Source organism: Streptomyces flavotricini, from assembly GCF_020639365.1.
Classification (GTDB): domain Bacteria; phylum Actinomycetota; class Actinomycetes; order Streptomycetales; family Streptomycetaceae; genus Streptomyces; species Streptomyces flavotricini.
Map to the genome: position 1 here is coordinate 6021633 of NZ_JAINUL010000001.1, position 14568 is coordinate 6036200.

At 68.8% G+C, this 14568-nt stretch carries 13 protein-coding genes; 6 read left to right on the forward strand and 7 right to left on the reverse strand.

Annotated features, from left to right (window positions below):
- Window positions 1–319 precede the first annotated feature (319 nt).
- Together K7B10_RS27440 and K7B10_RS27445 are read left to right on the forward strand one after the other, a co-directional pair.
- Complete coding sequence (locus K7B10_RS27440; RefSeq protein ID WP_229340038.1) at window positions 320–1078, forward strand: GntR family transcriptional regulator; 759 nt, start codon at window positions 320–322, stop codon at window positions 1076–1078.
- Entirely contained in the window at window positions 1075–1644 is a 570-nt protein-coding gene (locus tag K7B10_RS27445; protein WP_229340040.1) for a P-loop nucleotide/nucleoside kinase family protein, read from the forward strand. The genes K7B10_RS27440 and K7B10_RS27445 overlap by 4 nt, the downstream gene beginning before the upstream one ends.
- On the opposite strand, the gene K7B10_RS27450 is transcribed toward K7B10_RS27445, so the two are convergent.
- On the reverse strand, window positions 1627–2700 hold the full coding sequence (locus K7B10_RS27450; protein ID WP_229340042.1) for a DNA cytosine methyltransferase: 1074 nt from the start codon (window positions 2698–2700) through the stop codon (window positions 1627–1629). The genes K7B10_RS27445 and K7B10_RS27450 overlap by 18 nt on opposite strands.
- Window positions 2701–2885: 185 nt before the next feature.
- Here K7B10_RS27450 and K7B10_RS27455 point away from each other — a divergent pair, with 185 nt between their 5' ends.
- The 3 genes from K7B10_RS27455 (at window position 2886) to K7B10_RS27465 (ending at window position 6316) form a co-directional block, all read left to right on the forward strand.
- Entirely contained in the window at window positions 2886–4964 is a 2079-nt protein-coding gene (locus K7B10_RS27455) for an ATP-binding protein (RefSeq protein ID WP_229340044.1), read from the forward strand.
- 467 nt (window positions 4965–5431) lie between these two features.
- The gene (locus tag K7B10_RS27460) at window positions 5432–6064 is read left to right on the forward strand and encodes a TRADD-N-associated membrane domain-containing protein (RefSeq protein ID WP_229340045.1); all 633 of its coding nucleotides are present in this window, start codon (window positions 5432–5434) and stop codon (window positions 6062–6064) included.
- A gap of 15 nt (window positions 6065–6079) precedes the next feature.
- Window positions 6080–6316 carry a DUF2277 domain-containing protein gene (locus K7B10_RS27465; RefSeq protein ID WP_229340047.1) on the forward strand — a complete coding sequence of 79 codons (237 nt, stop codon included), beginning with the start codon at window positions 6080–6082 and terminating at the stop codon, window positions 6314–6316.
- Between the two features lie 55 nt (window positions 6317–6371).
- On the opposite strand, the gene K7B10_RS27470 is transcribed toward K7B10_RS27465, so the two are convergent.
- From K7B10_RS27470 to K7B10_RS27485, 4 genes are all read right to left on the reverse strand, one after another.
- The gene (locus K7B10_RS27470) at window positions 6372–6881 is read right to left on the reverse strand and encodes a hypothetical protein (RefSeq protein ID WP_229340050.1); all 510 of its coding nucleotides are present in this window, start codon (window positions 6879–6881) and stop codon (window positions 6372–6374) included.
- Window positions 6882–7071: 190 nt separating this feature from the next.
- On the reverse strand, window positions 7072–7707 hold the full coding sequence (locus tag K7B10_RS27475; RefSeq protein ID WP_229340052.1) for a DedA family protein: 636 nt from the start codon (window positions 7705–7707) through the stop codon (window positions 7072–7074).
- A 220-nt stretch (window positions 7708–7927) separates the two neighbouring features.
- Window positions 7928–9595, reverse strand: coding sequence for an alkaline phosphatase D family protein (locus K7B10_RS27480; protein ID WP_229340054.1), 1668 nt, complete (start codon window positions 9593–9595; stop codon window positions 7928–7930).
- A 116-nt stretch (window positions 9596–9711) separates the two neighbouring features.
- On the reverse strand, window positions 9712–10356 hold the full coding sequence (locus K7B10_RS27485) for an HNH endonuclease family protein (RefSeq protein WP_229345445.1): 645 nt from the start codon (window positions 10354–10356) through the stop codon (window positions 9712–9714).
- Between the two features lie 620 nt (window positions 10357–10976).
- Between K7B10_RS27485 and K7B10_RS27490 the strand changes: the two genes are divergently transcribed.
- Entirely contained in the window at window positions 10977–11570 is a 594-nt protein-coding gene (locus K7B10_RS27490) for a TMEM165/GDT1 family protein (protein ID WP_229340056.1), read from the forward strand.
- A 1261-nt stretch (window positions 11571–12831) separates the two neighbouring features.
- Here the strand turns inward: K7B10_RS27490 and K7B10_RS27495 are convergent.
- Both K7B10_RS27495 and K7B10_RS41340 read right to left on the reverse strand, forming a co-directional pair.
- Window positions 12832–13521 (reverse strand): HAD-IA family hydrolase, encoded by a 690-nt coding sequence (locus tag K7B10_RS27495; protein WP_229340058.1) that lies wholly within the window; start codon window positions 13519–13521, stop codon window positions 12832–12834.
- A 147-nt stretch (window positions 13522–13668) separates the two neighbouring features.
- Window positions 13669–14520 (reverse strand): peptidoglycan-binding domain-containing protein, encoded by an 852-nt coding sequence (locus K7B10_RS41340; RefSeq protein WP_229340060.1) that lies wholly within the window; start codon window positions 14518–14520, stop codon window positions 13669–13671.
- Window positions 14521–14568: the final 48 nt, after the last annotated feature.

Sequence of the window (14568 nt, forward strand, 5' to 3'; positions counted from 1 at the left end):
GCAACCAGCCGCACCCGTGTGACTGCGGAAGTTGGCGATTCACGTGTCTCGCCTTCGGGAGCGCGCTCCCGTGGCAGGCGTGCGAGACGGTGACCTTTCGGTCTTGCCCTCCGGTTGACCAGGGATCCGGGACCCTCGGCCCGCTCTGTCCCGGGCCCCTTGACCTCGATTAGCCCTGAAGCAAGGCACGGCGAGGTCCTGCACTCCCCGGCCGGTGTGACCGTCCGGCGAGCACGTCCCTAAGGTTCCCTAGGGTTCCCTGTGGTGTCAAGCGGTAAGCTAGGGAACCTCAGGGATGTCACGACGAGGAGCGAACGACATGGCAGGCCAGGCCGACAATCGGGCGCCTTACGCGAGGATTGCTGCCCACTACGCCGAGCTGATCGCGTCCGGTGAGCTGCAGCCGGGGACCCTCATGCCGAGCATCAAGAACCTCTCGGAAGAGTGGCGGGTCAGCACGGCCACAGTCGAGAAGGCGCTGCGCAAGCTCCGCAACGACGGACTCATTCGGGGTATCCACGGCATCGGCACCGAGGTTTTGGACCCGCCCTCCCCCATGTCCTCCGGTTCTCAGCGACAGGATCGCGGACGCCGCACAGGCTCCAGCTGGGGAGACGGAGAGCGCTCCGACTCGCACCAGGCCTCCGTGGTGCCGGCGCCCGCGGATGTGGCGCAGGCTCTGGATGTTCAGCCCGGCTCTGAGGTGGTTCGCCGTAGCCGCGTCTACCGGGACCGGCACGGCATCGTCGCGCACAGCACGTCGTGGATTCCCGCTCGCTACGCCCAGCTGATCCCGCAGCTGGCGATGAGCGAGCGGCTGACCGGGGGGACCTCGCTGCAGCTCATCTCGGAGGCGACCGGACATCCGATCAGCCACCGCATCGACACGGCCTCCGCTTCCCGCCTGACCCCTGAGTACGTGGAACTCCTAGAGCTGGATCCCGACGACACACCTGCAGACCCGGTAGTCGTCATGACCGCGAAGTTCGTCGACAGCGAGGGCAACGTTGTGGAGTACGGCGTAGACCTCGGTGGCCCCGGCCGGACATGGCGGACGGAATCCGAGGTCGTTGCATGAGCGGCGCGGACGAAACACGGGCGAACCTCACCCTGCCCTCTCCGCCGATCTGCGTCCTCATGGTGGGGCTTCCCGGCTCCGGCAAGACCACCCTGTCCCGCGCCCTCACCGACCGCGGCTTTGTGCGCCTGTGCCCGGACGAGGAAATGTTCCGCCGGCACGGCGTCTACGGGGTGGACTTTCCGCGAGGCGTCTTTCCGACTCTTGAGCGCCCCGTCCTCGAAGATGTGGCCGTCGAGCTGAGGGAGCACCTGAAAGCCGGTCACGACGTGGTGGTCGATCACGGCTTCTGGACGCCGGAGGAGCGAGCGAAGTGGCGCTCGATCGCCACCGACGCGGGGGCAGTTCCGCTCCTCGTCTATCTCGCGGTGAGCCATGACGAGTTGTGGGGCCGAATCAGTAGGCGCAACGAGTTCCACGCGAACGACCCGAACGCTATCTACTTCTCGGAGAGCGACCTCCAGCGCTATCGCGCCCGGTTCTTCCCCCCCGAGGCCAACGAGCCGCACGTGCGATACGACGGCGATCCCACAACCGTGATCGGTGCTCTAAAGAGTGTCCGCTGAGGTTGCCAGACAATCGTCAGGCTTGACCTGATTGCGCAGAATCTCAAGTGCGATCAGACCAAGCCCCTTCGCCATCCGAACGGGCACAGCATTGCCGATTTGCCGCTCGATCGATCCGTAATGCCCCTGGAAAACATACCCGACAGGAAACGTTTGAAGAGTGGCCGCTTCCCGTAGCGTGAGACCCCGATGCTCCGTTGGATGAATAAATGAACCGCAAGCAGGGGTTGTGCAACGCGTAGTCATCGTGGGAGCTGGCTCATCCAACTTTACGCGCCCGTAAGAGCTACTGGCGGAGCGTGTTGTTAGTTTACGATGACATTCGAGCTGATGCTCATCAGGAAGATCGAACCTGTTGCCGCCCACAGGAATGGCCTCGATGCGACGCTGCACCGCGGGGCTACTGGAACGGTGCACGTCAAGCGGGTCGTTGTCGCGAGCGTATCGCTCCAAATGGCCAAGGGCATGCCGCACCGTCCTGGGTCGCCCGAACGAAGCTGGCAGGAATTCGAGAATTTCACGCTTTTCGCTGAACCGCAGATCCCCCCGGATGCCAAAAAGAATAAACCGCTTCCTCCGCTGAGGGACGCCGAAGGAGGTGGCGTCTAGGGAATCTCCTTTAAAAAGATAACCCTCGGAGCCCAGTACTTCCAACAGTTTAGGAAGTCGCGCATCGCGGCGAAGTCCCGGAACGTTTTCGAGAAGAAGAACCTTGGGCCGCATCGCCTTGACAAATCGAGCAACATCAAGGACTAGGTCGTTCCGTTCCTCATCTACCTCTCCCTTGGCCAGAGTTGAAAAGCCTTGACAGGGAGGGCACGCCTTCAAGACGTCCAACTGTCCAGGCAGCAGTCCCACTTCAGCAAGGACCGCCACCGGCTCGGTGGTCCGAATGTCCGCCTCGAACAGCCGGACCTTCGGGTGGTTCGTGCGGTAGGTCCGTGCTGCCTCGGGGTCGTTCTCGATAGCCGCTAGAACGCCGAGGCCGGCATCGCGCAACCCTCTCGTCGCGCCGCCGGCCCCAGCGAAGAGGTCGATGGCGCTGGGTCTGAGCATGGGGTGATCTTAGCCCTGAAGGGTCATCAATGCACCAGTATCCATGGCACGTTGACGACTCGTGGATCACACTGAGTGCACCAACAGTGACCAGGCATCAGATCCGGCGCCGGTCCTTGACGGGAGGGGTGGACGTGGCGGGACAGCGCAGCACTCAGGGAGAAGGTTCGACGCACGATGAAGGGATGCTCTTTTCGGTCCCGAGTCAACCTGATGGCAGTCACGACACAGCCGAGCCCGCCGCAACCGCAACAGCCGACAATCCGTACACGATGCGGATCAGTCGCCTCACAGTGGACAAGCTGGGCATCAAGATGTACGACCGGGTGTCGGCCGTCTTGGCCGAGGTGATCGCTAACGCCTACGACGCCGACGCCGAGAACGTCAAGGTCAATCTCCCGTGGGGAGTATTCCTGGCAGAAAAGCCAGGAAGTCCGCCTGTAGGGCCGTACGAGATCTCCATCGTGGACGATGGGCACGGCATGACCGCTGAAGAGGTGAACGCCAATTACCTCACCGTAGGTTCTGACCGCCGAAAGCGATTTGGAAAGGATTCCTCTCGCGACAAAAACAGGCCTGTTATGGGGAGGAAGGGAATCGGGAAGCTCGCGCCCTTCGGCATCTGCGAGACCGTCGAGGTAATCACCGCCGGCGGCGAGGAAACGGAGGACGGCTACGAGGTCGCTCACCTGATCCTCTCGCTGAACGACATCCTCGATGACACGGACACCGTATACCACCCCAAGCCTGGCAATCTGAACGGAACATGGTCCGCCCACCACGGCACAACCATCAAGCTGCGAGACTTCCGCCGCAAGAAAGTTCCCACAGGGAACGAGCTGCATCGCCAGCTTTCAGCCCGATTCGGAATTCAGCGCATCGACTGGGATGTCGAGCTGCACAACACCGAACAAACACTCCTCCAGGAAACCCTCCACCTTGGGGAACTCGCCATCGATATTCTCGATGACACCAAAATGGTACTGGATGACCGCTGCGTCGAAACGGAGTCTGGCGAGAAGCTTCCGATCTCGGGCTGGCTCGCCTACACCCGCAAGCCGTACAAGGATGAGGCCATGGCGGGAATTAGGATTTTCTCGCGAGGGAAGATCGTGGCCCAGACGCGGGATTTCCAAATCGGGTCCGGGTTCACGGGTGAGTACAGCATTCGGTCCTATCTGGTGGGAGAGATCCACGCAGAATGGTTGGACCAGAACGAGGACCTTATTCGCTCGGACCGCCAGGACATCATCTGGAGTTCCGAGGTAGGGGACGCACTCAAGCGGTGGGGTCAAGCCGTAATCAAGGAGTTGGCGAAGCGCGGGAAGAACGCCCTCGCCAAGCAAGTCTGGACAGATTTCGAGCAAACCACGAACCTTGAAGAGCGCCTAAAGCAGGAAGCCCCAGGAGACAAGGCGTACCAGGAGTCGGTCAAGCAGGCTGCGAAACTTCTCGTTTCGGATCGGGACCGCGAGGCTGCATCGGACCCGAAACAGGCCGAGAAGATCGTTGATCTCGCAAAGACGATTGGACCCCACAAAACGCTTCTCGAAGCTCTGCATGAGGTCTCTGAAGTATCCGATAGCCCTCTGGATATCATCCTGGGCCTGTTCCAGAAGGCTCGCATTGCAGAGATGTACTCGCTGGGGCAAGTCGCATCTGAGCGCATCGAGGTAGTGAATAAGCTCTCGTCGATGATCAACGATGGGACCACGCTAGAGCAGCCGCTGCAGGAATTGCTCGAACAGGCCCCTTGGCTACTCGCCCCCGAGTGGACTCCCCTTGGAATGAATGAGTCCCTAGAGCGTGTCAGGAAGTCGTTCGAGGCCTGGTACTTCAAGAAGGAGGGGGTTGCCCTCGTAACATCGGCGATCAATCGTCATCGCAGGGAGCCTGATTTCGTTCTCCTGCATGACTCCGGGACTCTCTGGATCGTCGAAATCAAGCGAATGGATTACCACCTTACGAACGATGAGTATCTGCGGGCTGTAAATTACTTGTCCGATTTGGATGACTTCCTGAACGAGAATCCCACGCTTGGTCGACAATTCCCAATTCGGAAGCTCACATTTATCGCCGACCACACCGACAAGCTGAGCAGCGTCTCCCTTTCCTCGATGAAGAACGACGAGAGGATTGCGATTCGCGGTTGGCATGAACTGCTTGACGACACGCTACGGGCTCACCGGGATTTCCTGGCGCGCGTGGAAAATCTTCGGCATGACTCTGTTCCGGGACAGCGGATCGACGCAGACGGGTCCTAGCCGTTCTGGACGGTAACCCGCCAGGGCCTTGAAGGGTTGAAGCAGGCCGGATCTCACACGCGCCTCTGACCTGCTTGCACGCATGAGCAATGCACAGCCTCCGGAGCCGTGTGCCAGCAGTTGTGTTCTGACGGCAACCGCTGACGGCAACGGCTGCGCACACCCATGGGTCGCGGCTGATCTTGACGCGATGCTTCGAAAGCAGGCAGGCAGGCTATCCGATGTGGCGTTCCTAGCTTGGCGAGCTTACAAAGCAGATGTCGGCGGTTCGAAACCGTCCACGCCCACCAGCACGAAGGCCCCCGACCGTTTGCGGTCGGGGGCCTTCGTCATGTCCGCCGGGCGCGAAGACCTCGTGGTGCGGGGCGGGGGAGTGGCCGGAGAGCGGGCAACCGGGGGGCCCGGGTGCGTGGTTCGTGTCGCCGGAGGCTTGACCGCGCGTCGAGGGGGCGTGGGATGGTCGGGGGATGGGTGAGTGGGTGGTGGCGGGTGTCGGGCTGCTGGCCTTCCTCGGGGCCGGTGTGGCGTACGTCCGGCTGGACCGGGTGGCCAGGGAGGGGTTCGAGCGGCGCCGCGATGCCGAGCGGGCGCGGCTGTTGGCGCAGGTGGCGCAGCCCGCGGCAGGTGCGGGGGATCCGAAGTACGCCGATGTCGGTGGGCCGGCGGTGGGCCGGCGGGACGGGCGCGGGGACGCCGAGTTCACGTCCGTGCTGGTCGAGTACTACGCGTACGGGCTGACGCAGGCACGCAGCAGCTTCGTCACCAGCCAGCGGTTCGCCGGGGCGGGGGCAGCCGTCCTGCTGCTCGGGGTGGCGCTCGCGGTGTGGAAGGCCGAGACCAGCGGGGAGCTGTACCTCGGGGTGGTCACCAGCTCGGTCGGCCTCGTCATCACGCTCGTCGGGCAGCTCTTCCACCGGCGGGCCGACATCGCGCTTCGGCACATGGCCGACCAGACCGCGTCCCTGCGCGAGGACCGGCGGGCCGCCGCCGCCCTCCAGCGGGCCGCCGAGCTGTTGGACGAGGTCGCGGACCCGGTGCTGCGGGCGCGGCTGCAGGCGGGTCTGATCATGAAACTGTCCGGCGCCGAGCTGCCCCAGTAGCGGGATAGTGGGTGTATGTGCCGTTCCATTAAGACCCTGCGCCCGCCCGCCATCCCCGAGAAGGCCACGGAGGAGGAAGTCCGCGCCGCCGCGCTGCAGTACGTACGGAAGGTGTCCGGGTTCCGGGCGCCCGCCGCGCACAACCAGGAGGTCTTCGAGGCCGCCGTGGAGGCGGTCGCCGAGGCGACGCGGGACCTGCTGGACGGTCTGCAGGTCAGAGGCGCTACCGCTTCCGCTTCCGCCAGCGCCTAGACGTCCTGGTCCGGCAGGACGCCCCACCCGCCCGGTCCCGCGTGCCGCGGTGGGGTCAGGTCAGGCGGGAGCGGCGGCGGAGGATCCAGATGCCGGTGCCCAGTGCGCCCGCGGCCAGTGTGCCGCCCAGGGCGATCTGGCCGGGGCTCATCGCGCCGACGCTGCCGCCCAGGCCGCCGCGGGCCGCGCCGGAGGAGACCTGGAGGGCTGCGGTGACGCGCTGACCGCCCGAGCCGCCGCACTCGAAGGTGACGGTGTACGCCCCGGAGTTGGCGTTGCTGAAGACGGTGGCGCTGCCGAAGAGATTGGTCGCCTCGAGGTTGCCGGGGGTCAGGCGTACGTCGCCGAAGGCGCTGGACGAGGCCGTGCCGGTCTTGGTCCCGCAGCCGGTGACGTTCAGGCTGACCCGGCCGCCGGGCGCGACCGCGGTGGGGGAGACGCCGGCGGACGGGGAGGCCGCGTGGGCGACGGTGACGGGAGTGGCCGCGGCGAGGACGAGGGTCGCGGCGGCGACCCTTGCCAGGAGGCGGCGGTTCGGCGGCTGGGCGAGCGGCGTGGCGGGCATGGAGAGAACTCCTCGGGCTCCTCGAAACGGCGCGGCCAGGGCACGGGTGTGACGCGGATTCGGTTGCGCGCCGTGCTGTGGACGCTAGGAGCCCGGGCCCGGGGCGGCGATCGGGGCCGGGTGAACGGGTGAGCCGCTGCTCCACCCGGGGGATCCGGGCGGACTGTGAAGAGCCGGCCAGGGGCGGCCGCTATGCCGCCGGGGCCGCCGTCGGGAGGGGGCGGCGGATGACGAAGGCCGCGAGGGCGCCCGCGGCGAAGAGGGCGATCACGGAGACCGCCGTGCCGAGCCAGGTGGCGCCGAGCCACTGGGTGCCGAAGTACCCCAGGGCCACGCTGTACCCGGCCCAGGCCATGCCCGCCAGCACCGACCAGGGCAGGAACTCCATGACCTTGCGGTGCGTCTTGCCCGCGCCGAGGGACACCACCGAGCGCCCGGCCGGGGCGAAGCGGGCGATCACCACCAGGGCGCCACCGCCGCGGGCCAGGGCCGTACCCAGGCGCTCCTGGGCGCGCGTCAGCCGACGGGACCGGGCGATCGCGCGGTCCAGCCGGGCCCCGCCGCGCCGGGCCAGCCGGAACGCGGCCATGTCACCGAGCACCGACGAGGTCGTGGCGATCACCAGCAGCGCGAGGATGTCCGGCACCTGGGCCGGAACCGCCACCGGCACCGGACCGGCCGCACCGGCGGCCGCCGCGGCCGCCGCAGCCGTGATCACCAGAACCCCGCTCGGCAGCACCGGCAGGAAGACGTCGAGCACGACGGACACCGCCACCACGGCGTAGATCCATGGACTCGCTGTCAGCGACCCCAGAGTCTCAAACAAGGCGGGACTCCCCAGTCCGGTTGACGTGCTTCGGCGTGAAGCGCCGCGACGTCGCGGGGGAGCGGCAGGGGCGGCTTGACAGCCATACAGCGTACGCCTGGAGTTGGCGCGCCGTATGTCCGGGGGCTGCCCGGGCGCACAGTCTGTCAGCTCGGCCCGTCGGCCCCACCCTTCGTCCCCTCCGTGCCGTTCTGCCCCGCCGTGCGCGGACCTGTCCCCTTCAGCCGGCCGACGTCAGGTCCCGGTCCAGCACCGTCACCAGCCGGGCGGCCTTCCGCCCCTTCCGGCCCTTGTGCGCCTGGTCCAGTCGGAGCCTGGCCGAACGGCCCACCAGCGCCAGCGTCATCAGCTGGTTCCCGAACCACGGCCCACCCGTACGCCGCCAGCTCAGCGGCGGCCGCCCCGTCCGCCCGTGCCGCGAGAACCCGCGCCCCAGCCACCGCCCCGTCCGCGACCAGCCCAGCCGGAAACCCCACTTCACCGCCGCGTGGATCGAGTTGTGCACCGGCGAGCACGTCAACTGGAACACCCGCGCCGTGCTGGGTATTCGTGGCTCGGCCACATACGCGTGATGGACGTCCCCGGACAACACGCACACCGTCGCGGGCGCCCGCGGCCCCGTCCCCACCTCCTCGATCAGATCGCTCAACGCCGCGAACGAAGCGGGAAACGCCGCCCAGTGCTCCAGATCGCTGCGCCGCCGCAGATCTTCCCCGATCCGCGCCCACCGAGCCCCCCGCTCCCCGCGGCACAGCGCGGCATTCCACACCTCCGCGTCATGGATCAGCGGCGGCATCAGCCACGGCAGCGAGGACCCGATGAGGAGATGGTCGTAACCGCCGTGCCCGGCCAGGGCGTTGTCCCGCAACCACTGCTGCTCCGCGGGGTCGAGCATCGCCCGCCCGTCCTCGGCCAGCACCCGCGCCGCCCGCGTGTCCACCATGAGCAGACGCGACCGGCCGAAGTCGCGCCGGTAGCTCCAGCGCACCGAACCCGGATCGGCGTCGGCCGCGGAGGCGAAGGCGCGCAGCGCCTCCGTACCGTCAGGGGTCTCGCGCACGGCCTCGTACAGCGGGTCGGCCGCGAGCTCGGCCGGCGAGAGATTACCCAGGTGCTGATGGACCCAGTACGACATCAGACCACTGAGCACGCGCTCCCGCCACCACGGCGTCGCCCGCATCTCCGCGAGCCACGCCGCGCTCGTGTTCCAGTCGTCGATGACGTCATGGTCGTCGAATATATGCAGGCTGGGGACCGTGGACAGCAGCCAGCGGATCTCCGGGTCGAGCCAGGACTCGTAGTACAGCCGCGTGTACTCCTCGTAGTCCGCGACCTGGGCGCCGGGGGCCTCCCGCAGATCCCGCCGGCCCGCGATCCACCGTCTCGTCTCCTGCGACAGCTGGTCCGCGTACACCTGGTCGCCCAGCAGCAGGAGCACATCCGGCCGCGCCTCGTCCGGATCGGCGGCCAGCCGCGCCGCGAGCGTGTCGAGCGCGTCCGGACCGTGCGGCCCGTGGCGGCCGGCCGGCGGCGCGGACTGCCGGCACGACCCGAACGTCAGCCGCAGCCCCGGGGCCGGCCGCCCGCCCACGGCGACGGCGGGGGTGGTGATCGTGCTCGGCGGGAAGGCCGAGCCCGGCAGGGGCCAGACGCGCACGCCGTCGAGCAGCACCTCGTACGCCGTGGTGCTCCCCGGGGCCAGGCCGGTCACCGGCACCAGCGCGTAGTGGTGCCCGGCGATCTGGAAGGTGCGCACGCTGCCGCCGGCCCCGTCGGCGCACCGCACTTCGGCCGTACACGGGCGGTCGGCCTCGACCCATATCGTGGCCGAACCGCCCGTGTCCCAGTCGACGTAGCGAAGCAGTGGCCCCAGACGCAATCCGGCCATGCAACTCCCCCTCCTCCGTAGCCCCTTCGATCACGGTACGACGGGGAAGGGGGACGTGGCTTCCCCCTGGCGGGGGAGATGCCGGGTGAATGGCCGGGTGGGGGAAGCGGGTGGCGTCAGCAGCCGTTGAGGATGCCCACCAGGGCCGACTTCTCGCCGGAGTCCATGCTCAGACCCCAGTACTGCTTCACTTCGACCCACATCCGCGCGTACGTGCAGCGGTAGGCCGTCCGCGAGGGCAGCCACTTGCCCGGGTCGAGGTCGCCCTTGGCCTGGTTGACGTTGTCCGTGACCGCGATGAGCTGCGGGCGAGTGAGGTCGTTGGCGAACTGCTGGCGCTTGGCCGTGGTCCACGCGCTCGCCCCGGAGCGCCAGGCCTCGGCGAGCGGGACGACGTGGTCGATGTCGAGGTCGGCGGCGTTCGTCCAGGTGGCGCCGTCGTACTCGGAATACCAGCTGCCGCTCACGGCGGCGCAGGCGGAGTCGGTGACGACGCCGACCCCGTCGCGCTTCAGGACGGTCTCGCGGGTGTTGCAGCTGCCGGAGACGGTGCTCCAGTGCGGGAAGAGGCTGCGGCTGTACCCGCTGAGGGATCCCTCCGTCTTCGGGGTGACGGTGGCGAGGTACGAGCGGGCGGCCGCGGCGCTGATGGGGGCGGGCGGGGAGGCCTGGGCGACGGGCGCGTTCGCGAGGGAGGTGAGGGCGGCGAGCGTGGCTGCTGACGCGAGCACGCCAATTCGACGCGCGTAGACGCCGGATATGAGGGTCTTGAGGGCCATGAGGGGCTCCCTGGATGCGGGGGGTTTGTGGCCGGTCGGCCCCGGAGGGGCGCGGCCATGGTGGCGGCGCCAGATTGCGTGGCGGCGGGCGCAAGGTTACAGGTTTGCGACATGAGCACGTCACATGTGGGACGGGCAATTTCCCCCGATCAAACGGAAGTTGCGACTCCGGGCGGGGGTTTGTTCACGCGCGGGCCGGGTGGGTGCGCCCTGCCGGGCGGGTCCGGGTGGGCGCGCCCTGCCGGGCGGGTCCGGTCTGCGGGGCGGTCCGGCCTGCCCGGTGTTCCGGCCGCCGCGGGACCAACGGCCTATTTCGGACCGTCGCGGCCGTCGCGTATTCTGTGGAGTGCAGAAGGGGAGTAGCTCTTCGCCGGACCGTCGACATACTGCTGGGTCACCCCAGCCGGCGCCCGGAGGCAGGCCGCACGCAGCGGCCGGCCAGCGAGACCTTCGGCCGCAGTGTCCTGTTCTTGTTCATCTGCACCCGTTCACGGCGGGTGCGTGGACGCAGTCAGGGCGCCGCCGAGCCGAAGCGACTCCTGAAACACCCCAGGTCTCTCGGTATCGATGGCGTCCTGCCCGACCGATTGAGGTTCCGCCCCGTGTTCAGCAGTACTTTCAGCGTCGCCGTCACGGCGATCGCCTTCGGAGTCGTCTTCCTCGCGGAACTCCCCGACAAGACGGCCCTCGCCGGACTGATGCTCGGCACGCGCTACCGCGCCTCGTACGTCTTCGCCGGCGTCGCCGCCGCGTTCGCCGTACACGTCACCCTCGCCATCGCTGCGGGCAGCGTCCTCACCCTGCTCCCGCACCGCCTCGTCCAGGCCGTCGTCGGCGTCCTCTTCCTCGCGGGCGCGGCCATGCTGCTCCTGAAGAAGAGCGACGGGGACGAGGAGGTCAAGGCGCCCGCCGACCAGTCCTTCTGGAAGGTCTCCGGCGCCGGATTCATGCTGATCCTGGTGGCCGAGTTCGGTGACCTGACCCAGATCATGACCGCGAACCTCGCCGCGCGGTACGACAACCCCGTCTCGGTCGGCCTCGGCGCCGTCCTGGCCCTGTGGGCGGTCGCGGGCATCGGCATTCTGGGCGGGAAGACGCTGATGAAGTACGTGCCGCTGCGCCTGATCACGAAGGTCGCGGCGGGCGTGATGGCGGCTCTGGCCGCGTTCTCGCTGTACGAGGCGATCGCGGGCTGAGGGATGGCGGGCTGAGGGATGGCGGGGGCGGGGCCGAGCGGCGCTGCGGCTGGTCCGGCTTGTTCGCCCGCGTGGCGAGGGTGGACGTACCGACGGCGGGGCGGCGGAGGCTTCGGGGGCGGGGTTCCGGTCGGGCGGGGTCGGGATGGTGTTCGGGGGCGTCCCGTCAGTCCACTGTCCTTCCGTGTCGGGTCGGTCCGTCAAGGGCGCTCCCTTCGGTCGCGTCGCTCCGCGATGGCCTTCGGCCCCCCTTGACCGACCGCCCCGCCCCGGAATGCCATAAGACTGCCGGGAAGCCCCCGAAGGAATGGCCGGGAGGTTACCGGGCAGGGACGGGCCCTCAGCGATGCCGACCGGCGGTCTCGGCCGGCCCTGTTCCCGTCCCCGACTCGCCGAGCCCGGCCGGGACGGGCGCGCGGGCAAACCAGGCCTCCAGGAGGGCCTCACAGGCTGCCTTTCCGGACCGCGGCAGGCCAACCCGCACCAGACAGCGATGAGATGCCCATCCCGTCCCGGTCGGGCGGGATGCGCCCCGGATCGCTACGCGCTTCTCACGGCATGGCGTCCGGCGACCGTCTGGGGCTGGACATAGGCCGCCCACACGCCAGGTGTGAAAGGTCTTTCGGCGGCTGCACGCCGCCGGAGGACGCAAGAGGGCGTTCACGGGCGGCTTTTCCGGGCGCCTGCAGACCGTCTGACGACGAAAAAGGGGCGAGATGAGGGCGAGAGGGAGTCTGATGCCGGATTTCTCAACCTCCCACTCCGACAAGGAGGGTTGCGGCCCCTCACTGGTCACCAAAAGGGACAAGCGGGCCGCGGGCGCCCCATCGGAGGGGTTGGTGCCGGTCATGGGCGGCTTATGTCCAGCCACAGACGGCCGCCGGACGCTGAGGTGTGAGGAGCGCGTAGCGATCTGGGGCGCCCCCCGGTCCCTGCCGGGGCCGGTGGTCCTGGTGAGGCGGGATGTGGCTGAACCGGGTGGCAGGATCCGCATCCCTGACGCACCCCTGGGCCTGACTGTCCCCCTGACCGTTCCTTCGGGGGCTTCCCGGCAGTCTTGTGGCATTCCGGGGCGGGCCGGGCAGTCAAGGGTGGCCGAAGGCCATCGCGGAGCGACGCGACCGAAGGGAGTGCCCTTGACGGCCCGGACCGACACGGAAGGACAGTGGACTGCCGGGAAACCCCCGCACTCCCTCCGACCCCGGTCACCAGGACCCCGCCGGCCGTACCCCCCAGCCGTGGAGGATCCCCGCCCCTGCGCTCAGGCAGCCGGCGTCAGCGTCAGGCGGATCGCGCCGTCCGCGGTCGTTGTCACGTGGATCGACGTCAGGTCGGCGACGTGGGCCGTCGGGGCGTGGGCCGCGGCTCGCGGGCCTATGCCGATCACGCGCATGCCCGCGGCCAGGCCCGCGGTGATGCCCGCCGCCGAGTCCTCGAAGACGATGCAATCGGCCGGGTCCACGCCCAGTTCGGCGGCTCCCATGAGGAAGCCCTCGGGGTCCGGCTTGCTGGCCTTGACGGCCTCGGCCGTGACCCGCACCTCGGGCATGCGCAGGTCGGCGGCCGTCATCCGGGCCGTGGCCAGGGCCGCGTCGGCCGAGGTGACCAGGGCGTGCGGCAGGCCGTCGATCGCCGCCATGAATTCCGCGGCTCCGCCCACCGGGACCACACCGTCGGTGTCGGCGGTCTCGCGGGCGAGCATCACGCTGTTCTCGGCGTAATTGAGCTCCATCGGGCGCTCCGGCAGGAGGATGGCCATCGTGGCGTAGCCCTGTCGGCCGTGGACGACCTTGAGGGCTTCCTCCGGATCCAGCCCGTGGGACACGGCCCACTCCCGCCAGCAGCGCTCGACCACCGCGTCCGAGTTGACGAGGGTGCCGTCCATGTCCAGGAGCAGGGCCTTGGCGGTGAGGACGACGGGTGCGGTGGTCGTGGTGGTGCTGGCCGACATCGGCGGTGCTCCAGACGGGGCGGGAAAGAGAACAAGCGGTTCCGCCCACCGGTCAGGGGTTGCGGGCGGAACCACTTTGTTCCTACACGATACAAAACCCGGGGCGGTCTGCGCCACTCCGCGTCGCGGGGGCCGCCGCGCGAGCGATCATCCGGTGCCCTCCAGGGCCTGCCGGGTCTGCGGGCCGTAGACGCCCCAGTCGTCGTCGATGCCGTTCTGCCACTGGAAATCCGAGACGGCGTTCTCCGTGCGGCTGTCGAACTTGCCGTTGATCCTGCCCCGGTAGTAGCCCCGCCCGGTCAGCAGCCGCTGCATCTTCTCCACCTCCGGGCCCGAATCCCCGTACCTCAGCGTCGGCGCCTTCGGCGGAGCCGAGCTCGGCGCGCGGCTCGGTGTCGTCGACGGGGTCGGGGACGGGGCTGCCGAGCTACGGGACGGAGTGGGGGAGGCGGAGGGGGACGCCGACTTGGAGGCGCTCGGTGAAGCAGATGCCGAGGCCGAGGCGGAGCGGGAGGGGCTGCGCGTGGCCACCGGCTGCGAGGGGCCGGCCGGAGCCACGCTCGCGGCGGGCGCCGACGGTTTGGCGTCCAGCAGGACGGTGTCGCTGTTGTCGCCGGAGCGCGGGAGCATCCCCAGCGCCAGGGCCGCGGTGCCGACGGCGACCACCGTGCCGGCGCCGGCCAGGATCGTCGGGAGGCGTCGGCGACGGGTGGCGCCGGACCGCCTTTCGGGGCCCCCACCCCCACCCCTCCCCCCGCCCCCGATTTCGATGGCGGGGCCCGCCGCCGGGGCCGCCGCCCGGAGCCGGGCCGTCTCGGCCGGCCAGCTCGCCTGCGGCGGGGAGTCCGGCCAGGCCACGGGTATCCCGTACGCCGGAGTGTCGTCACCCGGCGGCGCCTCACCGGGGTGGACGTACCCGCCCGCGGGGCCGGCGACCACGCCCCGTACCGGCTGCGGGGGCGGCGAGCCGTCGAACTGGCGCGGCTCGGGGAGCGTCACGTACGGACGGACGCGCAGTGGCTCGAAACCGCCCCCCGGCGCGCACCC